We start from the raw sequence: 24,265 nt of genomic DNA, 5'->3' as shown, positions 1-24,265 counted from the left end.
AGCTTCTTTATCATTCTTTCTTATAGAAAAAGCGAGAAAGCAAAACGCCAATTCCTCCAAGTCCAATGAAGAGTACAGCTTTGATGACGACGGAAACAGTGGGGAGGTCGAAAAAGATGGCCTTCATTAGAGTTAAAAACAATAAGGCTAGACCGGCAAGCCGGACTTGTTTGATCCCTTTTGTCAGACCATAGGCTAAAACGGCGATCGCATAGCCCACCCAAGCAGATGAAATGAGTAAGTGCTGCGTATTTTTGCTTACTTTAATCGTTAAAGCAGTCGTTACATCGGTGATAAAGAATAAGAGTAACACGCCTAGTCCGTAGTAAAGCAGTTTCTTGATTGCTTGGGTTTGTTCTCCAATAGGGTACCGCTTTAAAAGTACTATAATGCCTGCTAAGGTAATCAGCAAAACAATCCAAGTAAACGTATTCGTTGAAGCGAGAGATGTCATCCCTTTTGCCAGCTGGGTTAATCCAACTAGACAGCTTAAAAGGTAAATGAGCAGGCCATTAATCTTCTGAAATACCGATCGAATGACAAGTCCAAGAGCAAGAGCGACAAAGCCTTCAACCATAAAAAGACCAATCGCCACATCGCTTTTAACAACATTCATCGTAAAGAAAAGTAAGGCATACGAAGCAATTGCAAGGGAGAAGGGCAGTGTCTCTCGAGCATCCTTTTTCCAGAAGTAAACAGATAACCCACTATAGATAAGCGAAAAAGCTAACAAGATTGCATTAATTTCTGAGGAATCCAAGTCAAGCTTAAACCAGAGTGCTGTCAGGACGAAGCTGGCTGCCAAGATACGTAATTGATGGCTCAGAATTCCTTGTCTAAGCAAGACCGCACCTAATAGCATGACATGTTGGATCAGTACGCCATAGGCCAGCCATCGTTCAGTTGAAGCCGCGCCTACGTTATAAATCAAAAAGGCCGGATGCATCAAAACAAATGACGTGTAGAACAAAATGACGAAGCGCTGTTTCATTGCAAATAGCATAAAGCTGACATACAGCAGGACTTCATACGCTACGAAGTAAGCAGTTGAAGAATTCTCGCTGTTCACTAAGAATGGCGTGAGAACACCAGCAATACTTGCTATAACGCCTAAAGCTTGTGATTTGTATCGATAGGAGAACCACAGGCCCAGCGCCGTCCAAAGGACGTTGAGCATAAAAGCTAGCGGCGTATTGATAATGTCATACAAGTAGTTAGCCGCGAAAGTCGTTAACATGAAAATGCCAATAGAACCTCCCAAAAGAACTTGGGATAATAAAGGTCGTTTGTGCTTGTATTGTCGTCTGCCGAGATAAATGAAAGCACCGCCTGCAAGTAGGCCGAGGATACATCTCATTTTTTCTGTGATAAAACCGCCGTCAACCGCAGCTTTAAATCCCCAGATCAGACCGATTAAAAGAACGAACATGAACACGCGGGGGAGCCATACCCTTGCAATGAGATGCTCCCAATCGGTTTCTTTTTTCTCGCTAACGCTTGTTGTCTCCCGACGTGGGGTGATCTCCCCGACCCTTGGGTGAGAGTTTGCAGCGGTATCTATCCTTTTGGACGGTCTGTTCGTTTTTAATTCGTTTACTTCCTTTTCCAGTTCCGCAATTCGCATTTCTAAATGATCTAGACGCTCGTCATGATTCAAGGGGCAACGCTCCCTTCCTAATTTTGGGTTTATCACGATGTTGTTACAAATTATACAAGGCAAAAGCCGGATTAAGGAAGTACTAGTTTTATGTAGTACTGCGATTGGAGGAAGAGCGCCCTTCCCATTTCTCAATAGGAATGAAATAATAGAAAGAGAAGCAAAGACAACCCGTCGGAAACAAGGAGAAAGATACCATGACCAAGAAGACAATCGGCTTGTTCGCGCATGTGGATGCAGGCAAAACCACATTCGCCGAGCAGCTGCTGTACCATACGCAGAGCATTCGGGAAAAGGGAAGAGTTGACCATAAGGATGCATTCCTCGACAGCCACGACATTGAACGGCAGCGGGGCATTACGGTGTTCGCCGACCAGGCTGTCCTCTCGTATAAAGGGGCGACCTATTATTTGATCGATACGCCAGGACACGTCGATTTCTCGCCGGAGATGGAGCGGGCCTTGCGGGTGATGGATTACGCAATTCTCATCATCAGCGCAGTGGAGGGCGTCCAAGGGCATACCGAGACGGTCTGGGAGCTGCTTCATAAGCACCGCATCCCAACGTTCTTTTTTATTAACAAGACGGACCGAAGCGGAGCGAATACCGCTGAAGTGCTTCTTGACATTCGGAAGCAGTTGACGGGCGATGTGTGCGAGATCACTGGTCTCCTGACAGATGGATCCATCGGGGAGGCACTGCTGGAAAGCATGGCGGAGCGGGACGAGCGGCTGCTGGAGGTGTTCATGACGAACACGGGGGATCAGGCGTTCTGGCTTCAGGAGCTGCAAGCGATGATTCGCGGCCGAGAGCTGTTTCCGTGCGCTTGGGGTGCAGCACTTCAAGATGAAGGCGTGCTTGAGTTCTTTGATCAATTGCATCGACTAACGACGACGGATTACAAGGCGCGGGCGGAAGCTTCTTTCGGAGGACACGTGTATAAAATTCGTCACGATGGAAGCGGGACTAGGCTGACTTTTATGAAGGCACAAAGCGGCAAGCTGAAGGTGAGGGACGAACTCCAATATCACGTTGGGGGCGAGCCAATCAGTGAGAAGATTACACGGCTGTTCCTCGTTAGTGGGACGAAAATGCAGCCAGTCGATCAGGTTGCGGCGGGTGATCTGTTTGCGGTAACTGGTCTTTCCGCTGCCGAGGCCGGCCAGGGGCTGGGCGACTGCAGCGGTAAGCTGGATTACGACATGGTGCCGACGCTGAAGTCCAAGGTGATATTCGCCGCAACGCTGGGCGTGAAGGATGTGTTGAGAGCGTTCCGGATCCTGAACGCGGAGGATCCGTCTTTGAATGTTGTCTGGGAAGAAAGCTTGCAGCAAATCCACATTAATGTCATGGGCCTTATTCAACTGGAGGTGCTGGAGCAGCTGGTGAAAGAGCGTTTCAATCTCGACATCGCCTTCGGTAGTCCGGAGATTTTATATAAGGAAACGATTCGATCCGCTGTAACCGGCTACGGGCACTTTGAACCGCTCCGGCACTATGCCGAAGTGCATTTGCGTTTGGAGCCCGGGGAGCGAGGCAGCGGCTTTACATTCCAGAGCATCTGCCATCTCGAGGATTTAAGTCAAGGCAACCAAAATCTGATCAAGATGCATCTCTTCGAACGAGATCACCATGGTCTCTTAACAGGTATGCCGATTACCGACCTTACTATTACACTTTTGAGGGGCCGTGCTCATAACGAGCATACGCATGGCGGCGATTTCCGGGAAGCGACGTTTCGTGCGCTTAGGCAAGGGCTGGAGAAGAGTGACAATGTGCTCTTGGAGCCTTATTACGAAGTGAAGATCAAAGTCGAGCTGGACGATTTGGGCAGGGTGCTGTCCGATATGCAGAAGGCTCACGGCCGGTTCGATCCACCGCAAACGATGGACACGCATGCCGTCATTACAGGCAGGGTACCGGTCGCGACGTTTATGAATTATAGTACGGAGCTCGCTTCTTTTACGCATGGGCGGGGCAGCCTGCATATGACGTTCGGCGGCTACGATCTATGTCATAATACGGAAGAAGTGATCGAGCGAATCGGCTACAGGAAGGACGCGGACCCGCTCTACACCTCGTCTTCGATCTTTTGCGCCAAAGGGAGCGGGTATTCGGTGGCGTGGGATGAGGCCGAGGCGAAAATGCATTTATTATAAAATGGATGAATCGTCTGCATCGCCGCGTGTAACGCGGCTTTTTTTGTTGGAGCTAACGAAAAACTGTTTAGGGGAGCTGACAGTCTAATATAAGAAGGGACGTGGTAGGGGAGTGTCTACAGAAGAACAGGTAATTGCGGCTCAACGCGGTGACCATGAAGCATTTCACCATTTGATCAGCTCAAAAAAGGCGAAGCTTTACTCCATCGCTTTTGCATATCTTAAAGACGAAACGGATGCGCTAGAGGTCATTCAGGAAATGACATACCGGGCTTATACCCAGCTTTCAAAATTAAAAGAGCCCAAATATTTTCAGACATGGTTAACACGCATCCTGATCCGAATCTGCATTGATGAGCAAAAAAGAAAGCGTAAAGTCATGCCGTTATTTCAGCTGCCTGAGCAGCTTGCGACAGATCTGAAACTGGACGATAAAATTCTTCTCGAGGTGGCTGTTGATTTACTTCCACCTAAACTACGACACATAATCATCCTAAAATATTACGAGGATATGACACTGTCTGAAATCGCTAACCTGTTGGAAAAGCCGGAAGGCACAGTGAAAACATGGTTGAACAAAGCCTTAATTGAACTTCGGATCGCATTGAGAAAGGGGAGTGAACATGTACAACACATCTGAGCAAGAAACAGCTGCCGAACTTTCTGATCGTATTGAGATGGCCATTGTGGCTGGTATTCAACAGGGACAAAATGAGATCAATCGTCGGAGAAAACAATTCAGAAGAAGAATTGGCGCTGCGATTGCCATCGTTCTATTATTCCTTTCCTGCATTTTTACAATTAAGGTCTCTCCTGTATTTGCCTCTATGATTCGAGATATCCCGGGACTTGAAAAGTTCGTTGATCTGATCAACAGCTCTTATGATAAAGGAATAAAGCTGGCTGTGAACAATGAATTTATCCAACCTATAGGCATATCGGAGGAACAGGATGGAATGAAGTTCACGGTTCAAGGCGTCATCGCGGATGACGCTCGGTTAGTTGTATTCTACGAAATTCAATTGTCTGACAAGCATGAACACGTTCAGCTTAATCGTGCTAGTCTGCAGGACAGTACAGGCAAACTCATGCAGGCCTCAGTCAGTTTCAATTACCCAGAAGAAGCGAAGCAAGCGAGTAAGAAAACGGGGATTCAACGCGGAACAGCAGATTTTCAACTGTCTCCGGGATCTTCGCTTACGGATGAGTTGGTGCTGCAAGTGACGCTTACAAAGTCAGAATCTCCCAATTCATCAAAAGACGGCACGGATTTCGACGTTAGATTTCCGATTGATCGAACACAGTTTGTTGGACTTCAACATGCGTACACGCTGGGGCAGTCCATCCAGGTCGAAGGGCAAAGTATCACTTTTACCAAAGCAGTCATTACCCCCTTGCAAGTTTCATTATATTTAGACTATGACGAGACCAATTCAAAACAGATTTTCGGACCAGGCGATATACGACTGGTAGATGATAAAGGCATCGTATGGGCCAATACTTCCGCGAGTTTGGTGAAAGATCATCCGGTTTATCATTTTGAAAGTCCGTATTTTAATTCACCTAAGTCTCTGACAATCGTGGGAAGTTGGTTTCGTGCACTTGACAAAAATCAGATGTCGATCGTCATCGATACGGAGACAGAGCAACTGCTCCAAGCACCTGACAAGAAACTTCGTTTGTATGCGATGACGAAAAGCGATAGTTACATGAAACTTGATTTTGTCCTAAACGGTCTCGATAGTGCCGACAGGATGATGTATTCACTAGCTGATGGCGAATTCCGCGATGCGGCAGGCAACCTCTATAAGGAGCCCGATCTTCATGAAATTACACGCGGGTATGTGGATGGATCAAAACCAGGTGAGCAACATGCTTTCTACTATATAGCGAATCAATCCTATAAGCAGCCGCTGACACTAACTCTAAACGATTATCCATCCTATATTCGGCAGCCATATCAAATTCGTATTAAGTGAGCTGAGTATTGTCCGTAAATGTCCGGCGACAACATATAGGTGCTTTCACATCCCCGTCATTCGTGAAAAAAACAGGGAAGGTATTCGTCCTTTTCTGTAGAATTGGTTGATGTGAAAGCTACTATTATTCTACATTCGGAGGCCCAAATGAACGAATTTTTAAAGGGGCATACAGTTGAACTTCAGTTATTTGACAGCTTAAAGCCAGAGTTAACATCGTTCTGTTATCGAATGTTAGGATCGATCGATGACGCAGACGATGCCGTTCAAGAGACCTTTATTCGCGCCTGGGAAAATTGGAACTCATTTAGGCAGGAGTCCTCTTATAAAACGTGGGTTTATCGCATTGCATCCAACTTATGTCTGGACAAGCTAAGACAAGCGAAACGCCGCACTCGTCCCGTTGACTTTTCCGATCAAGCGACATCTATTATCGTCCCCAGCGAAACGTTGCCTGACTCGTCCTGGGTCTGGCCTACCCCCGCCTTATCGGACAATCCGGAAGATATCCTCATTCGCAAGGATACGCTTCAATTGTGTTTTATTACGCTCTTGCAAGCCTTGCCTCCGCGTCAACGTGCTGTTCTCCTTTTGAAGGATGTATTCGAGTGGCCCTCTAAGCAGATTGCAGAAACGTTGAGCATGTCACCGGCAGCCGTTAACAGCGCTTTGCAAAGGGCCAGGGAGACGATGGAGCGTTCAAAACATCATTCTGAAGAATATCGTTTAATGAATTTCGAGCCTGATCAAGAATTGCTCTCACGATATGTGGAAGCGTTTGAACAATTTGATATCCATGCACTTGTCGCCTTGTTTCATGAAGAAGGCCAAATGTCCATGCCGCCTTTCCCAATGTGGATATGCGGTAAGGAGGATTTGTTCCAGTTTTTTACACTTACGCGTTGGCATTGCGACGGATCACGGTTTTTGCCGACTACGGTGAATGGCGGTTATCCTGCTCTCGCTCAATATATGCCGAGCAGCGACAAAACCTGCTTGGTCCCCTGGGGTATTCACGTCCTTGTCATGAAAGACAAGAAGATCTTCCACATCCAAAATTTCATTAACACAAAATTATTTTCCCGATTTGGACTTCCTGAACATTTAGACCGATGAATCTTGCAATCGAATTCCGTCTAAAGCGGCTGCCCATACTTTTCTTAGTACTGGGCTGCCGCTGTTTCTGCCTTTTAAGAATAAATTCTTCTACTCCTCCGACTCCAGACTTTCGTGAGGGACAGGGCTGCGAAGTAGCCAAGCAATGAGATACCGATGGAACCGAGGGTGTTCCACAGCATTCCAAGGTCAAAGCCATCCAGGTACCAGATCGCCCACTGCCCGAAAAGGACCATGCCAATCATAGAGAAAGTGACTCTCACATAGGGGCGAATATCCAAATAGAACCCGATGCTGCCGGAGATTGAGTAAAAGTTGAGCAGCGTGATGAGTACAATGCTCAAGCCGAGCGCAAAAGCAATGCCTACAATGCCAAAATGGCTGCCGAGTGTGTAGATCGCTGCAATCTTGAACACCGTGGTAATGATGTAATTCCATAGAGTGGCATTTGCGCGGCCGAGTCCCAGCAGTATGGCATATAGCGGCGCATCGAAGTAATGCAGGAAAAACATCGGAGCCAAAATCTTCAGCAGCAAGCCGGCTTCGGGTGCGGCATAGATGAGGGTGGTCAGCGGTGTGGACCAAACGTACAGGATGACGGTAGCCGGCGCCCCGATAAAAAGGCCCAAGCGCAAAGCCTGTTCCATTCTTTCATGCATCAACAGACTGTTCTTGTTGGCAGCTGCTTCGCTGATGGCTGGAATGAGAGCGGTGGAAAGGGATTGAGTGATGAAGCTGGGCATGAAGAGAAGTGGGAAAGCATATCCGGCGATCATGCCAAACTGTTTGGTGGCCATTGCTGTACCGATGCCTGCAGCTGCCAAGCTTGTCGTAATGAGCAGTGGCTGGAAGGCGCCGTAGAGCGAGTGGACCACGCCATTGCCGGTAGTCGGCAAGCCAATCCGAAGCAGCTCCGCGAGGGTCGATTTGCCATTCCGAAGATGGGCAGCCCATGTCTCGCCCGGCAGTTTGACTTCACCGCGCATCTTGTAACTGGCAAGAAGAAACAGCAGACTGCTGATCTCACTGACCACTGAGGCGGCCATAGCACCAGCGGCGGCATAGTGAACGCCATAGGGCAGCAAGATGTGTACTAAGGCGAGTACGCATGCAATCTGCACGGTGTTCTCCAATACATCCGATGCGGCGATGGTGTGCATCCGCTGCTTCCCCCGGTAATACCCCTTCAGAACCGCTGAGACAGCAACGATCGGCGCAATGGGTGTAATTGCGAGCATGGCGTAATAAGCACGTTGATCGCTGAGCAGGATGGATGCGATCCATTCCGAGCCGAGCAGGGAGAGGGTCGTCAGTGTGACACTCAGGAAGCCGGTGATGAACAAGGAGACGTGTAGAATCTGTCTCACCTTGGCCCGATCTCCACGAGCATCAGCCTCAGCGACAAGTTTGGAGATTGCGACCGGCAGGCCTAGCTCTGTAATCGTGATGACCAGCGGAACTAGGGGATGCGCCATCATCAACAGGCCGATTCCATCCGCACCCAGCACCCTGGCTACGAACATCCCGCTAATGAAGCCGAGGATGCGGTTAATAAATGCGGAAACGGATAAGAATAACGTACCTCTCATGAATGTTTGTGACGGTTGTGACATTGGGCATCATGTCCTCCTGTTGATCAAATACTTCCATTGTATTTCATCAATCGGAAAAAAATGTGAACATGCTGATATCGTAAGCCCAAATGCCTCCGATTTGCTCATACTTCTTTAACATGCTCAAGTTATAATCATGGGTAAAGCTCAAGGGCTATGTCAAACGAAGTGGAGCGTGGCCGCAATGTCCAAAAATTACAGAGTGCATAAAGATCAATTTCAAAATATCAAGAACAGTGAACAATTAATTGACCATTTAAATAAAAGATATGAAGAGTTTGAGTTAGTTCAAAAAATATCCAACGTAGGATATTGGGAATATGACTTTCAAAAGGACACGACTACATGGTCTAATCAACTATTTGTTATACATGGAATAGAAGATGACTTTTCTATGAGTTTAGACCAATTTTTTACACTGATACATCCGGATGACCGTGCACGAACATTCGAAAGGTTTAACGCAGCTCTTGATGAAAAAGCGGGATACGAAATTGAATTTAGAATCGTCCATCCTAATGGGGAAATACGGAACGTGGTTCAAGTTACCGAGTTTTTAGTAAATGAGCAGAATGAGTTAACCCGAATCATTGGTTTCGTTCAGGATACGACTGTGCAGAAGAAGCTTCAGCTCAGCTTGGTAAGGGAAGAGCAGAACTATAAATCCCTCTTTGAGAATAATCCTGAATTGGTATTTTCGTTTGATCTTCAAGGGAATTTTTTGTCTTGTAACCCTGCTTTTTTAGAAACGTTTGGCTTGAGTGAAGAAGAGATTTTACATGAGAATTATCAAGCATTGGTGGGACCAGATTCTAGCGAACTGACAAATCATTTCTTTATGGAAACGATACGGACCCGCATTCCACAGTATTACGAAACGACAGGTATACATAAAGACGGGTCCATTCTTGATTTTAACGTGACCAATATCCCCATCATCATTCATAATGAATTAGTAGGGGTTTACGGAATAGCTAAAAATATTACTGCTCAAAAAGAAATGGAACGTTCATTAATAGATGCAGAGACAAAATATCGCAGTTTGGTTGAACAGTCAATCGTTGGGGTGTTTATTGCCGTGGAGGGAACCTTCATCTATTCGAATCCACACTTAAATAAGATGATGGGATATGATACGATAACAGGTCTTAAGGTTCTGAGCCTTATACACCCTGAAGATCAACAAAAAGTGATCGATGAGATATCATGCTTGGCTGAAGGTGAATCCATACAAAATTTTTGCCATAGAGGCATTAAACAGGATAAATCTATCGTAATCCTTGAGGTTCATTATAAGAAAGTTCTTCATCAGGGCAAGTCGGCAACAATGGGTACCGTTCTAGATGTAACAAAACGAAAGCAAACAGAGGAGTTAAATCAATTTTTAGCGTATCATGATTATTTGACAACACTTCCTAATCGGAGAAAATTCGAGGAACAATTGGAACAATGCTTGATTAATAGTCGAATTAACAACAAAATGGTCGTTGTCATGTTAATCGATTTGGATCGGTTTAAATATGTCAATGATACACTCGGTCATTCCATTGGTGATGTATTACTAAAGCACTTTGCCCGGAGACTGCAGGAATGTTTACGGGTAGGTCAAACTGTGTATCGTCTTGGTGGCGACGAGTTTTGCATCGTTTTATCTGAAGTGAACCATCATAATGAAATTAGTCGCCTTACGGACAAGCTGACTCAGCTAACTAAAGAAGATTTTATTATAGAAGGTTATGAACTTCATGTCACAATCAGTATAGGCATCAGTATGTCGCCTGAAGATGGAAGTACAGTAGTGACTTTATTCAAAAATGCGGATACGGCCTTATATGTGGCCAAATCTCAAGGGCGAGACCAGATTCAATATTACTCCGCCGCTTTAAATTTACAATCCTTCAAGCATTTTAATTTAAGTAACGATCTTCGAAAAGCCCTGGACAAGAAGGAATTTTTCATCATGTACATGCCTCGAGTCGATACGCAAACAACGGAAATTGTTGGGGTGGAAGCTTTAATTAGATGGAAGCATCCTGAATGGGGCCTGATTTCTCCAGCTGAGTTCATACCGATTGCTGAGGAAACGGGACTCATTGTTCCAATAGGCGAGTGGGTACTACGTGAAGCTTGCAGGGAAAATAAACGATGGCAAGATCAAGGCTTTACACCCATTACAACTTCGGTCAACTTTTCCGTGAAACAATTAATCAAGCCCAACATTTTGGAAACTATTGATAACGTTATAGCTGAAACGGGTATAGCCGCGGGAAAGTTGGAAATTGAGATTACGGAAAGTTCATTCATCAGTAATGAAATCGAAGTGACTCAACTACTGACCGAATTGAAAAAAAGGAATATTAAAGTCTCCTTAGACGACTTTGGAACCGGATATTCTTCTTTGTATCTATTGAAGCAGCTTACCTTGGATACACTGAAAATAGACAAATCTTTTGTAGAGGAGATCCTTACGGATTCAGTGAATCGAAGCATCATTCAATGCATGTTGACTTTAGCTAAAGAGCTGCATATGAACGTTGTGGCTGAGGGTGTAGAGACCGCTGAGCAATACACGCTGTTGAAGGAGCTGCAATGCGATGAGATTCAAGGCTACTATTTCAGCCGTCCTCTGCATGTTGAGGTAGTTACCAAGCTGTTGAGAGATAATAACATTACAACAATAGCATCACATGAAACATCGAGTGCCGGCCATGATACGGGATTGGAAGAGGACAAGAACACATACGCATAGGAAGCCGCGGATTACGCGGTTTTTTTATTATGGATGCAACGGCCATTTGAATCAGTTAAAATATAACTGCAATCGAGGGATACCATAAATCGACATAATCTGATAGAATACGTTGTGCAGGCATATATCGGTAAATCAACTTTTATCGAGGAGAATGCCTATTAAAAAAGTCACGGTTTTACTGCTTGCAATCGCATTGTTCATGTCTTTTTCGCTTATTTCGTAAGATATAACTTACGATAAATTGAAGTGGGAAGCCCATCTCAAGGTGCTTCAGACGATGTACTGCGATGAATACGGGAATTACGTTTATCACACGTTGCCTACGTTCATGCAGTACGAGAGCAACTGTGCGACCAATCAGCGCCGCGCATACTACTAGGGGGATCGAGAAGCATGAGCAACGTATTTTTGATTTTGGTATTGGTAAGCATCGTGGGTATTTGTAGTCCAACATTATTGAGTAAAGTCATTCAAAAGAAAATTAAGCGCCGTTATTACGTCTTATCAGTTATCGTATTTTTTGTAGCATTTGGATTGACTAGCGACCGTGAAGAAGCTAAGCCGACCACATTCGCAACAACAGCATCCAAGCCGACTACAACGCCTGCAGTCGCTACTACTGCGCCAACAACAGCACCGACAGTGGCACAGACCGTCGCTCCAACGCCTACACCTACGCCGGCTCCACCGAAGAACAAACCTTCGATGAGCAAAGCTGAGTTCGATCAGATTCAGAACGGTATGACATACGCTCAAGTAACCGAAATCATCGGAGGCCCAGGAGAGATCATGTCCGAAGTCGGCGAGAAGGGTAGCGAGTTTTACACAGTCATGTATATGTATGATGGTGAGGGGTCGCTAGGCGCCAATGCGAATTTAATGTTCCAAGGGGGTAAACTGAACTCTAAAGCGCAGTTTGGGCTTAAATAGCATCTCTCGCAGAATATAGAATTAATACCTAGGATGGGAAGTTAGGCTTTGTGCCGTTCATTATTGATGCTTAAAAACCAGGGAGTAGGCCGCGTGATCGGTTCCTACTCCCTGTATTTGTGCTAAAGTAAGTATAAAGCGACCGACATTAGTTATTAAGAACTATATCCGAAAGCGATTTGTAGGTTTTATTCCCTAAACAAGCAGGATTTTGTAAGAAAATGTTGAAATTATGCAATAGGCTATTGTCCTGGACCTGTGTCTCCAGACTATTTTGTAAGATAAATGGCACGCACTTGCATGAACAGGCATCTCTTTACAGAATGGAAAAGTTAGGAGTCGGATAAGCGTTGAGTAAGCACAGTTTGTTTTATTATCAAGCATGTCGTCATCATCTTTCGGATTTGGACATTAGAAAGGCGAAGGATGAATGGCGGCGCAGTTACTACATATGCCTGTATGCGCTGTTAAAAAATCAGGTTCCGGACGATCCCTGCTTCCTAGAGGCGATGAGCTGGTATGCCGTTTTGCTGGGAATTCCACAGGATGAACAGGATTCCATTCAAGCCAATATTCAGAGCAGTAATGCGATCGATAAAAAGCAGCTCAAGAACATCGGCAGAAGCTATATTCAATTTGCCAATCTCTTGCCGCAGATCAGGACTTACAAGTATTTGTTCTTCGCCAATGTGCTCATGCTTTTACCGGATCCGAAGCCATTTCTGCAAAGCGCTGCAGGACTACAGACAGTGAAAGAGCTGAGGCTTCAGAAGAAAACGGTCGAGAACATTACGGAGTTCGTCACCGCGATTCGCGAAGGACGGTTCGATGCGCAGAAAGAATGGCTGAGTAAAAAAAGCTATCGCAGCCTTCGGGCGTTCCTGCAGCAGCAGCAGGATATCCGCGCCGCCGACCAGCGGAGATTCCGGCGGATCGCCTTGGTTGCACCGATGAGCGCGGGGAAATCCTCTTTCATTAACGCCCTTGTGGGCGAGGAGCTGCTGCCTGTCAGGAATGAAGCCTGCACGGCTAAAATTACGGAAATTTCCCACAATCCTTCGCTCGACCGCTTTATCGGGATCGTGGAAGGAACAGGGAATCCGCTTGCGGCCTGCCTGACCAGGTCCAGGGTGGACGAATGGAACCGGTGCGCAGAGGGCAAGGTTGTTCGCATTGAAGGGAACCTGGGTTTGGGAACGGACGACACTTCCGTGACTCTGATCGATACGCCCGGACCGAACAGCTCGACGTACGAAGAGCATGAGAAGATCACGTTTGATTTCCTTGAACAAGGACATTTCGACGCCGTCTTGTATCTGATTAATGCTACGCAGGTTGCGACGAATGACGATAAGCAATTGCTCCAAGGCGTGCTGCGCAAACTGGGAACGGGTAAGAAGATTATTTTTATCGTCAACAAGGCCGATCAGATTGACATCGATAGCAACGAGAGTCTGGGAGGGCTGCTCGATACGGTATTCCGATACTTGCAAAATGTCGGCGTAGAGAAGCCTACGGTCATTCCTTCATCCGCATACGCAGCGCATTTGCTTCAATCCGTGATGAATAAGAAGCCGATGACCCGCAAGGAAAAGTCGGACGTGGATTGGATATACGCCACCTTCGCAGATCACAGGTACGATTTGAACACTTATACGCTTCACGCCGACGATTTGCTTACTGAAGCGGTATCTGAAGCTGCGGGGAAGAGCAGCATTGCGCCTGAATTGAAAAACAGCAGTCCTGACGATATTTCAATCGCCTTCCACCGCACCGGCATTCCGCTCGTCAGAAGGCTGTTTCAGTCGCTTTAAATTTTTGATGTTGACCAGGAGGTTTATGAATGACAGAAATCTATATCCACTACAACCCTTTCAAGCTGGAAACCGAAATTCTGATAGACAACCAGCCTCTTAAAGATCACAGCAATTTAAGCAGATACAGAAATGAGAGACTGCAGCTTTGGGTAGATCAGGCGATTCCTATGTTGGTTGAAGAATTGAACGAAGATCAATTATCGATTCGTTTCTACGGAACGACGCACGATTTCGAGGATATGAAAGCAATGTGCGAGCTTTACAACCGGAAAGAGAATGCGAGCGTCCGAATCGAGCACTTGAAGGCAAAGGAAACCTACGATAAGTTCCAGGAGCTGTCGGAGCTTGTCGAATACATGCAACAAGGCCCGTTTGAAGATCTCAGGACGGAGCGGGTGAAACGCAACTTTGAAAGCGCGTTGAATTCAGAATTTGAGATAAGCGTGATCGCAACGATGAGCTCGGGCAAGTCCACGTTGATCAACGCGATGCTCGGCAAAGAAGTCATGCCTTTTAAAAACGAGGCCTGCACGGCGAAGATCGTGAATATTAAAGATATGGAGAATATCGACGTGGAACGCGCAAGATGCGTGGATGAGGACGGCAATGAAATCGTGCCGATGCTGCCGGTCGATCCTGACAGGATGGCTTCGTACAATGAGGATGAGCGAATAGCGCGTATTTATATGGAGGCCGAGCTTCCGGAAATCAAATCTCATCAGATTAACTTGGTTCTTGTGGACACGCCAGGGCCGAACAACTCCGCCAGCCAGAAGCATCAGGACTACACCTTCGGCGTGTTGAAGGATGAAGACAAGCCTATGATTCTGTACGTCCTCAATGCTACGCAGCTGCAGACGGATGACGATAACCAGCTTCTGTCCGTTGTCGCCGATCAGATGAAGGTGGGTGGCAAACAGTCCAAGGACCGCTTCATTTTCGCTGTGAATAAGGTGGACGCTTTCGATCCCGAGAAGGGCGAGGACGTGGAGTCAATGCTGCAGAATGTGACCAATTACTTGAAGAAACACGACATTGAAGAACCGAATATTTACCCTATTTCATCGGAAATGGCCAAGCTGATCCGCATGGAGAAGAACGGAAAGCCGTTGACGCGGACTCAGCGCAATAAGCTGAACGGTCACAATTTGTTTACTGAGGAACCGAGTATGCATATGACGCAGTACACGCCTCTGAGTAAGCAGCGGAAGGACGAGTTGAACACGTGCATCCGGCAAGCGCAGGCGAAGGGCGATACGCTGCTGGAGGCACTCTATCATTCGGGTCTGCCGGCCATCGAATCGGCCATTAACGAATATTTGGAGAAATATGCGGTCACTTCGAAAATTACGAATGCCGTCAATTCCTTCCGCAAAATATTGGAAAAGCAGCAAATGATGCAGAACCTACATCAAAAAATGCTGCAAGACGAACAAAAACGGGCAGACATCCATCACGAGATGGAACGGATCGAACGAGACATTACCGAAGGACAGAAGGCAAAGGCGTTCAAATCGCGTATTCAAAATCTAGATTTCAACGAACAAGCGCACATCGAAGCGATCGATAGAAAGATTGAAACTAAATTCATTACGCTGGCTCAAAAGTTCAGCGATGAGAAAATTACCGCAACGAAAGCCGGAGCGATCATCCGCAAGCTGACCGGAGAAATTGAGGCTTTACAGAGCGATATCATGACGGACTTGGAGAAAATGGTAAAACGCTCGATGAAGCAGCAGGCCGAGTCGTACCTGGAAGAATACAAGACATACGTCAAGAACATCGTGAGAGACGCCAATTCGACGAAACTGCAGTGGAGCGACGTTAGTTTCATGGTTTCCGATCTGCCGGATGCTGACGAACTGCTGGAACGGCATACATTTAACGAAGACGTGAAGGTCGGCGAGAAATGGGTCGAGAATACTTCGAAGAAATGGTACAAGCCTTGGACGTGGGGGCAGTCTAAAGGCCACTACAAGGATGTTTATGAAAATCAGCAGTTCGTCAATGTAAATGAGCTTAGAGGATCTTTTATTCAACCGCTTCGCAGCAGTTTGTCTGAAAATATGAACGCTGCATTAAAGCATGTGGCAGCTGAAAAAAACAAACTGAAAGCATTCTTTATCGCCGAGATTGAAAAATTGGAAAAACTTCTGCTGGATAAAGTGCAGGAGGTCAAACGCCTTTCCTCGGATGCAGCGCTTCTGGAGCAGCAGATCCTCGAAAATGAGGAGAAAAAGCAGTGGCTCGACCAATTCGTCCGGAAGCTTGACGCTATATTGGATATTTAAAACGAAAAGGGGGATCGCAAGGATGACAAAATCAGTGGATCGATTCATAGTGGAAGCCGTAAACGGAGGCGATCTGGGGCAAATCCGCATCACCCTAAGCTCGCTGATGATTGCTTCCCCGGGAGCCGAACAGGAGATTCGCGCAGCAGTCGCTTATATTGAGGCCAGCGTAACCAAGCTGTGGGACGAGCATGACGGAAGGGAGTTCGCGCCCGAGGAACAGTGGAACAACGATTATTTGGGGCTTCTTCACTCCCAATTCAAGTTCAACTTCTCCCGCGAGCGTTTTGAGAAGATGCTGGCAGTCGGTAAAAAGCTGCATGCGAAGAACACGTACACGGCTCCACGCGTATCGAGCGCGCCGGCCGAGCCCCGGGCGACGCGGGAGACTGAGCGCAGAGAGCCGCTGCGTAAGCCCGAAGCGAGTCCGCGAGTCCATACGCGGCCTTCGGTCAGCGTACGCCCTTCGGCGAGAGGAGCGGCAGGATGGAGCAGCTCAGGAAAAAAGTCGCTGGGGAGGTCGACGGGCTGGGAACGCTGGCTCGGGGTCCTCTTGATCGTGGCCGCGATTATTTTGGTAGTGGCCAAGTGCGCGAGCGACAATTAGACGCAGCGGCATCTTTCGCAGAGAAGCAGCAGGAACAGAACCTGCAGTTGTATAAACGGGAACAGCGATTACATCAGAAGAAAGGTGCAGTGCCGAATGAACCCGATGCATGAACTAGACGTCCGCGAGGAGAACGAGCTCGACCAGGCGCTTATGCGGTCGCAGGAGTTTGTTGAGAAAAATTATTTGAGCCGTTTATCCGACTATGAAATTATCCCTGTTCCTGAGCAGATCAGCCAGCTGACGGCCCGGGATCATTTTCGCATTTTCCATGTGAACAAGCTTGTATACGACAAGAACGAAAATCTTCTAGACAAGCTGACCTCCGTGTACAGTGCAATCGGCGATATGGGCAGCAGCATTCTGCTTCTGCTGCACAGCGACGGGGCGCAGACGAATCTGTACGTGGGCGTCAAAGCGACCCACCCCAAGTCGCATGCGTCTTCGGCGAAAGAAGCGCTGGAGAAGAGCTTCGAAGGGCATTTCCCCGGAAGCGAGCTGCTGCCGTTAAGAAATCAGCAGTTGGAGACGATGCTCGAGCAGATGGTGAAAACGCCGGACAGCCGCAATCATAAGGTGATCAGCTCGGTATCAGGCATCCCTTCACTGAAGGATGAGGATAAAACAAAGTTTGTGCAAGGACTGGAGAAGTTCATCGACGCGATGAAGGGCGAAGCGTATTCCGCTTTCTTCATTGCGGACCCGGTGTCGCACAGGGATTTGCTCAACATTCGGCAGGGGTATGAAACATTATACTCGGCGATGCTTCCCTTCGCCAAATCGACCGTGACGCTTTCCGCCAATGACACCCAGAGCGTCACGGAAGGCATCAGTAAAGGGATGACTCACACGATTAACGAGAGCCTGGCGCAAACGCAGAGCCATACGAGCGGAACAGCGGTTACGAATTCCGAGTCGCTGAATAAGTCCACTTCCGCCAATGGCGGGTTCAGCTTCATTTTGTCCGCGGGCAGAACACATTCGACCAGCCGCAGCAACAGCAGCTCCGAGGCTGTGAACAGCTCGTCTTCGGAAGGCTCGAGCAGCACTAGAGGCACATCGGATGCGGAGTCCTCCACCGAGAATCTTTCCGATACCGTGACGACAGGCAGAGGCCGCACGCTCCAATTGCAAATGGAGAACAAGGCGCTGGGAGGCTTGCTGGAGAAGATCGATCAGCAGTTGGAGCGAATGAAAAGTTCGGAAGATTTCGGCATGTGGAACTGCGCTTGCTATTTCTTATCGGACAATATTCAGACGTCCAAAGTGGCGGCAAGCACGTATAAAGGCATTATGCGCGGCGAGCAGTCGGCTATCGAGAATTCCTACATAAATACATGGGATTACGCAGATACGCGTTCCGTAGAGGAATTAGCGGGATATTTGAAAAAATTGAGCCATCCATATTTCAATATTGAAGCTAATGTCGGACTTTCGTTGCCTCATGTAACGCCGGGTTCCATGCTTAGCGGGAAAGAATTGGCCATCCAGCTGGGACTGCCGCGCAAGTCCGTCAGCGGACTGCCGGTGTTGGAAACGGCTGAATTCGGCCGGGATGTCATCACCCACGACACCGGGGCTGGGGAGCGGGCGACCCTTCCACTGGGTCAAATCTTTCATATGGGCCGGATGGAAAGCACGCCTGTCCGCATTGACGTGAACAGCTTGACGATGCACACCTTCGTTACAGGCTCCACGGGATCGGGCAAATCCAACACAATTTACGCACTCTTGTCGGAGCTGTACCAGAAGAAAATTCCGTTCCTTGTCATTGAACCGGCCAAAGGGGAGTATAAAGAAGTCTTCGGCGGGCGGGACGATGTCCACGTATTCGGGACAAACCCTGCGGTGACGCCAATCTTTAAACTGAATCCGTTCCGCTTCCCCGAGCAGATTCACGTATTGGAGCATATTGACCGATTAGTCGATATTTTCAATGCCTGTTGGCCTCTGTACGCGGCAATGCCCGCGATATTGAAAGATGCGATTGAGCAGACATACGAGGATATCGGTTGGGATTTGGAACTGTCCGAAAATATGCTGCATCCGGACAGATATCCGTCAGTTCAAGATCTGCTGCGCGTGCTGCCCAAAGTAATCGAGGACTCCGCCTATGCCGCCGAGCTGAAAAGCAATTATACCGGCGCCTTGGTCACAAGGGTGAAATCGCTCAGCAACGGGCTGATCGGCAAGCTGTTCTCGGATCAGGAGACCGATAACGGGCAGTTGTTCACCGGCAACTGCATCATTGATTTGAGCCGCATCGGTTCGGCCGAGACGAAGTCTCTGCTCATGGGCATCCTGTTCATGCGTCTGCAAGAGGACCGCATGTCGAAGCCGCTGGCGATGAATAGCGAGCTGAGGCACGTCACCGTGCTGGAGGAGGCGCACCATCTGCTGCGCCGCACCTCGATGGAGCAGTCATCCGAAGGGTCTAACGTGAGAGGCAAATCGATCGAAATGATCACGAACGCGATCGCTGAGATGAGAACGTTCGGAGAGGGCTTCATTATCGCCGACCAAGCGCCGAATATGCTAGACAATTCCGTCATTCGAAATACGAATACAAAAATCATTTTGCGCTTGCCTGACGGTTCGGACCGCGAGGAAGTTGGCAGAGCTGCGGCGCTGAATGAGGATCAGATGAACGAGATTCCGAAGCTGAAAACCGGCGTCGCGGTGGTCTACCAGAACAATTGGCTGCAGCCGGTGCTGTGCCAAATCCAGGAGTTCGACCGTTCTTTGGCGAAAAGCTATCACTATAGCGCCGATCCGCATGCGGAGCTGGCGAAGGAACGGCAAATGAAAGGGAATCTCCTTATGCTGCTGCTCAGCCAGCGGGTAAGCGAGGGTCGCAGAGTCGATCTGCAGCAGATCGATCCGGAGCCGCTGCTGGGTTGGCTTCACCAAAGCGGTATGGATGAGAAAGCCAGATGGCAGCTGGAGAACAATATCCGGCATTATCGGGACGCAGGAGAAATGGAGCTTTGGCGAGAAGAAAGGTTCGATGACCTGTCCAAGATCGTGTATCACTTATCAGGTGGGGCTAAAGCGATCAAAGCGATTCGCGAGGCGAAAGATCTCAGACACTGCAGCGAGCTGATGTGCCATTTCTTGCGCCGCTACGCGAATTTGCAGCAAATCGTGGAATATGAGCAGGCGGTGGTGCAGTGCTTGTTCTATGAAAAGTCCAGGCAGGACGAAGGCTTCAAAGATTTTTACTTTGCGTGGGTTGAACACGAGAGGAAGGAAAGCGGTGCTTGGCTATGATCAATGCTTTTATCGATGCCGTGCAGGAGGCTGCAAAGGAAACAAAGGATAAGGGCGGCTCCGATGTCCCTTATTTCGCAGAAGGTGTGAAGCCGGAAACCGTGAAGGATTATGAAACGGCGAACAAGCCCTTTCATCAGGTTTCTGAGCAAGGTTCAATTGAGAAAATCAAGACGATACTGGAAGATATGGAAGGCAAGCGCAACGATGTCGGCGTGTTGTATGAAAGAAGCACCGTAGAACTGCCGGACCGCACCATTGAAGGGGTATTCCCGGTATTCGAGCCTGTTGCGGAGGCGACGCTGCCCGTAGACCAGTACTTGTCCTCCAACGTCCGCCAGTTCCGGACATGCAATCTAGAAGTAGCGGCGCAAATCGAGCGGAATCCCGAGTTGGCGAAGAAATTTACCCCCGAGCAATTAGAGCAATTGAAAATGGGCGAGACCCCGGACGGGTACACCTGGCATCATCATGAACAGCCGGGCAAAATGCAGCTCGTAGATACGCAAGTCCATTTGGCTTCGAAGCATACAGGCGGCCGTTCCCTGTGGGGCGGCGGATATTAGGAAAGGGAGTGCACCGACGGATGGAATGGTTATTTTGTAAAGCATTAAAGGACCCTGAAGCGATTGAACAAGCTGAGAAGGCGTTTAACGTCGTATTTCCAAGCGATTTCAAGGCGCATGTGTTAACCTATAATGGGGGGAGACCCCGGCCTAATTGCTTTGATCTGGGACATGCGAAGGAGCTTGCGGTCAAGACACTGCTCTCCTTTAACAAAGACGATGTAGAAACGATCTATGGTGCCTATCAGGGGCTCTTGAGGGAAACCTCACAGCCTGTCGTCCCTTTCATGAGCGATCCGGCGGGGAACTATATTTGTTTCGCTTTTCAAGGCGAATCCGATCCCGCCGTTGTGTTCTGGGATCATGAACAAGCAGGTTCGGAGCGTGACCTCACTTTCATTTGCGAGTCGTTTACCGCGTTTGTGAACCGCCTGTATGCGATCGACTGAAGAGGCTGAAAAATCAATCTGAAAGTTTCAAGCGAGAATGACATCTGATCCGCGTATTTACAGACAAATACGCGGACACACCTGCGATTGTGCTTTGGCGATGCTTAAGAAGATTCCTAATAGGATTGGAGGTAATTATGGGAGTAGCGAAAGCACTAGAGAAAGTAAAGAATAAGGCGAGAGAGATAAAACGAAATGTTTTCGTTCTATTCTTGGCCTATAAGGATCCAAGAGTCCCGTGGTATGCCAAGTTGGTTACGGCTTTAGTGGTCGCCTATGCTTTCAGTCCGATTGATTTAATACCGGATTTTATCCCCGTTTTGGGTTATCTCGACGATTTAATCATCATTCCATTAGGAATTACGCTCGCTCTCAGATTGATTCCACAGCCTATCATTGAAGAGTGTAGGCATAAAGCGGAGGAAATCAGGAAGAATGGAAAGCCGAAAAACTGGGTGACGGGTGCATTCTTCATTTTAATCTGGATCGTACTAGCAATTTGGCTTGGAAGTATCTGCTATAAACTTTTCACATAGGGTTACTGCTTTGCGGGTGGTTTAGTATTAACTGTTAATGATCACGCCACCGTTAACATGAAGGAATTGACCTGAGACATAAGAGGAATCTTCCGATGCTAAATAGACATAGGACGGAGCGACTTCGTATGGCTGACCTGCGCGCTTCAATGGTGTTTTAGCTCCCCAATTCGCAACTTGGTCTGCCGGGAAAGATGCAGGGATTAGCGGCGTCCAAATCGTTCCAGGCACGACGCCATTGACGCGGATTCCTTTGCTGTGCAGCGATTTGGAAAGAGAACGTGTGAATGCGACGATGGCGCCTTTAGTGGCGGAATAATCCATCAACTGTTCGTTGCCTTCATACGCTGTCAAAGAAGCTGCATTTATGATCGTGCTACCGGACTTCATATGTGGCAATGCTGCCTTACTTAAATAAAAAATAGAGAAAAAGTTTGTTCGAAACGTTCGCTCCATCTGTTCAGATGAAATATTCGCCAGATCCTCTTGCACATGCTGCTCCGCGGCATTATTGACTAATATATCCAGCTTACCAAAATGCTCAACGGTCTGAGCGACCACCTGATTACAAAACGATTCGTCCCCGATATCACCCGCCATCGTTAAACAGTTTCGACCTTTCTGCTCAACGATCATCTTCGTTTCCTTCGCGTCCTCATGCTCATCCAAATACACGATAGTGACATGCGCACCTTCTTTAGCGAAAGCAATCGCAATTGCTCTGCCTTGTCCGCTGTCACCTCCAGTGATAATCGCCACTTTGTCCTTAAGTTTGCCGCTGCCAATATAGTTAGGGTTATCGAAGACAGGTCTTGGATTCATCTCTGATTCGATGCCAGGCTGCCGATTCTGATGTTGTGCCGGATAGGGGGGAGAAGGGGTACGAGTTAATGTCATCTGTATGAGCTCCTTTATTTAATTTGAAAATCTGGGTATGGGACGCGCGCAGTTGTCACTTCAAGCAATAGCGGATGGCTGATGCTTCGGATTTGCGACAAAGCATCTTCCAACTGCTCGGGAGTCGTAATTCGTCTTGCATGCCAGCCGCAAGCTTCAGCGATCTCCGCGAAATTAGGATTCGTGATCTCTGTTCCTTTCAAGCGGAGCCCTTGTTCAACCATTTTATCCTTCTCCATCTGCAAGCTGTCGTTACGGAAAACGATGATGCAAATGGCTAATCCATATCGTGCCGCGGTCAACAAGTCGGCCATGACCATGCCAAGTCCACCGTCGCCAGTGATGCACACAACCTGCTTGTCAGGCCAGCAAAGCTTTGCTGCCATAGCTGCGGGTAAACCGAAACCCATGGTCCGAAAATGATTGGAGAGTAAGACTTGTTGAAGGCGTGCACGAAAATTACGTAGAAACCATAAGGTAGAATCCCCTTCGTCGAGTGCAATAACAGCATCATCATCAATGGCATGCTCGATTGCTCTTATGATGCGAGATGGATGGAGAGGCACCTCATTAGTGCTTGTTTCTCTTTCAACCTGCCTGAGCCAGGTTTCCTTGTTAATCTGAATCTGTTGTTTCCATGAAGGGCTGGCGTTATAACCTTTCAAGCGATCAATGAACTGCGAGATAACGATGGAGCGCGATCCCACAATCGCAACATCCGCTGGACGTGTGATACCAAGAAGCTCTGGGTGTGAGGCTACTCGGATCACCCGGGCAGCTAGCGGGACACTCGATTCGGGCCACCAATCGGATTCCAGGACGAGTACTGTATCGGCTTGCATGAACAACTCATCAAGGTACGGATTGCCGCCTTCCCCAAGGCCGTTCAACAGCAGGGGATAATCATCTTGCATAATGCCGATCACGCCATAGCTCAGTGCAATGCCGCAACCCCACAATTCCGCCAGTCTTGCAAGCAATTCCCTTTCATGTCGAAACCCGCCACCTAGGAGAATCATAGGTCTTGCGGCAGAACGCATCAACTCGACCGCTTGCTCCAACGAGGCTGTGTCAGGATGTATTTCAGTCTTTCCTGGTGGTCGTTTGGGTATAATTGTCGTGTTCAGCTGGAACACATCGGAAGGGATGGACAAGTGGGATACTGTGTGATTCGTGAGTGATTGATGCATGGCTTCTGTCAATCCTTCCATAGCTGCATCGGGATGCGTGACCAATTGGCTGTATCCGGAAATCGCCTGCATCAATTGCTGCTGATTGATAAGTTGTTTGTAGGGTGTCCCTATCTTGGAAAGGGGCGCTTGTCCGGTAATCGCGAGAACCTTGACTTTGTCCATATAGGCATCACCAAGACCGACCATCAAATTCGCCAATCCTGGTCCTGTCTGCGCGATGCATACAGCGAGACCGCCTGTCAACTTGGCTTCAGCGGAAGCCATTAGCGCCGCAACCGATTCATGCTTGACTTGGATGAAGGTGATTTGCTCTTGCTTCGCAATTGTGTCCATGAATCCAAAAATGGCATCCCCCGTAACGCCATAGATCCGTTTCACACCCCAGAGTCGCAGCTGTTCAAGGACGGCTTCAGCGACGGTAAAGCCAGACATA

The 24,265-nt window shown here is 48.0% G+C and carries 17 protein-coding genes; 13 read left to right on the top strand and 4 right to left on the bottom strand.

Translation table 11 applies throughout. From position 1 onward, the window contains the following. Nucleotides 1–10: 10 nt before the first annotated feature. Nucleotides 11–1,657, bottom strand: a complete 1,647-nt coding sequence (locus ABE504_RS16500) for a DUF2339 domain-containing protein (RefSeq protein ID WP_430090625.1) — start codon at nt 1,655–1,657, stop codon at nt 11–13. A 197-nt stretch (nt 1,658–1,854) separates the two neighbouring features. Between ABE504_RS16500 and ABE504_RS16495 the strand changes: the two genes are divergently transcribed. The 4 genes from ABE504_RS16495 to ABE504_RS16480 all read left to right on the top strand — a co-directional run bounded on the left by ABE504_RS16495 (nt 1,855) and on the right by ABE504_RS16480 (nt 6,911). Continuing rightward, nucleotides 1,855–3,816, top strand: coding sequence for a GTP-binding protein (locus ABE504_RS16495; RefSeq protein ID WP_430090622.1), 1,962 nt, complete (start codon nt 1,855–1,857; stop codon nt 3,814–3,816). Nucleotides 3,817–3,928: 112 nt separating this feature from the next. Continuing rightward, entirely contained in the window at nt 3,929–4,456 is a 528-nt protein-coding gene (locus tag ABE504_RS16490) for a sigma-70 family RNA polymerase sigma factor (protein ID WP_430090620.1), read from the top strand. Beyond that, nucleotides 4,440–5,795 carry a DUF4179 domain-containing protein gene (locus ABE504_RS16485; RefSeq protein ID WP_430090618.1) on the top strand — a complete coding sequence of 452 codons (1,356 nt, stop codon included), beginning with the start codon at nt 4,440–4,442 and terminating at the stop codon, nt 5,793–5,795. The genes ABE504_RS16490 and ABE504_RS16485 overlap by 17 nt, the downstream gene beginning before the upstream one ends. Nucleotides 5,796–5,942: 147 nt before the next feature. After that, complete coding sequence (locus ABE504_RS16480; protein ID WP_430090616.1) at nt 5,943–6,911, top strand: sigma-70 family RNA polymerase sigma factor; 969 nt, start codon at nt 5,943–5,945, stop codon at nt 6,909–6,911. A 74-nt stretch (nt 6,912–6,985) separates the two neighbouring features. On the opposite strand, the gene spoVB is transcribed toward ABE504_RS16480, so the two are convergent. Next, nucleotides 6,986–8,524 (bottom strand): stage V sporulation protein B, encoded by a 1,539-nt coding sequence (spoVB, locus tag ABE504_RS16475; protein ID WP_430090613.1) that lies wholly within the window; start codon nt 8,522–8,524, stop codon nt 6,986–6,988. Nucleotides 8,525–8,708: 184 nt separating this feature from the next. Between spoVB and ABE504_RS16470 the strand changes: the two genes are divergently transcribed. The 9 genes from ABE504_RS16470 (at nt 8,709) to ABE504_RS16430 (ending at nt 21,742) form a co-directional block, all read left to right on the top strand. Continuing rightward, on the top strand, nt 8,709–11,273 hold the full coding sequence (locus ABE504_RS16470) for an EAL domain-containing protein (protein ID WP_430090610.1): 2,565 nt from the start codon (nt 8,709–8,711) through the stop codon (nt 11,271–11,273). Between the two features lie 396 nt (nt 11,274–11,669). Continuing rightward, nucleotides 11,670–12,206 (top strand): DUF3862 domain-containing protein, encoded by a 537-nt coding sequence (locus tag ABE504_RS16465; RefSeq protein ID WP_430090607.1) that lies wholly within the window; start codon nt 11,670–11,672, stop codon nt 12,204–12,206. A gap of 350 nt (nt 12,207–12,556) precedes the next feature. Continuing rightward, a complete protein-coding gene (locus ABE504_RS16460) occupies nt 12,557–14,020 on the top strand; it encodes a dynamin family protein (RefSeq protein ID WP_430090604.1) in 1,464 nt (487 codons plus the stop codon). Nucleotides 14,021–14,049: 29 nt separating this feature from the next. Further along, nucleotides 14,050–16,314, top strand: a complete 2,265-nt coding sequence (locus ABE504_RS16455) for a dynamin family protein (protein ID WP_430090601.1) — start codon at nt 14,050–14,052, stop codon at nt 16,312–16,314. 22 nt (nt 16,315–16,336) lie between these two features. Beyond that, nucleotides 16,337–16,921, top strand: coding sequence for a hypothetical protein (locus ABE504_RS16450; protein ID WP_430090599.1), 585 nt, complete (start codon nt 16,337–16,339; stop codon nt 16,919–16,921). A 96-nt stretch (nt 16,922–17,017) separates the two neighbouring features. Then, nucleotides 17,018–20,191, top strand: a complete 3,174-nt coding sequence (locus ABE504_RS16445; protein WP_430090597.1) for a helicase HerA domain-containing protein — start codon at nt 17,018–17,020, stop codon at nt 20,189–20,191. Continuing rightward, the gene (locus ABE504_RS16440) at nt 20,188–20,757 is read left to right on the top strand and encodes an HNH endonuclease (protein WP_430091360.1); all 570 of its coding nucleotides are present in this window, start codon (nt 20,188–20,190) and stop codon (nt 20,755–20,757) included. Before ABE504_RS16445 ends, ABE504_RS16440 begins: the two co-directional genes overlap by 4 nt. 20 nt (nt 20,758–20,777) lie before the next feature. Beyond that, nucleotides 20,778–21,206: an SMI1/KNR4 family protein gene (locus tag ABE504_RS16435; RefSeq protein WP_430090594.1), complete on the top strand. Its 429-nt coding sequence runs from the start codon at nt 20,778–20,780 to the stop codon at nt 21,204–21,206. Between the two features lie 137 nt (nt 21,207–21,343). Continuing rightward, complete coding sequence (locus ABE504_RS16430; RefSeq protein WP_430090591.1) at nt 21,344–21,742, top strand: YkvA family protein; 399 nt, start codon at nt 21,344–21,346, stop codon at nt 21,740–21,742. A gap of 27 nt (nt 21,743–21,769) precedes the next feature. On the opposite strand, the gene ABE504_RS16425 is transcribed toward ABE504_RS16430, so the two are convergent. Together ABE504_RS16425 and ABE504_RS16420 are read right to left on the bottom strand one after the other, a co-directional pair. Then, entirely contained in the window at nt 21,770–22,639 is an 870-nt protein-coding gene (locus ABE504_RS16425) for an SDR family oxidoreductase (RefSeq protein WP_430090588.1), read from the bottom strand. A gap of 14 nt (nt 22,640–22,653) precedes the next feature. Then, nucleotides 22,654–24,264, bottom strand: coding sequence for a thiamine pyrophosphate-binding protein (locus tag ABE504_RS16420; protein ID WP_430090585.1), 1,611 nt, complete (start codon nt 24,262–24,264; stop codon nt 22,654–22,656). Between the last annotated feature and the right edge of the window lies 1 nt (nt 24,265).

The organism is Paenibacillus oryzisoli (assembly GCF_050467285.1).
Lineage (GTDB): Bacteria > Bacillota > Bacilli > Paenibacillales > NBRC-103111 > Paenibacillus_E > Paenibacillus_E oryzisoli_A.
This window is presented reverse-complemented; position numbering and strand designations above follow the sequence as displayed.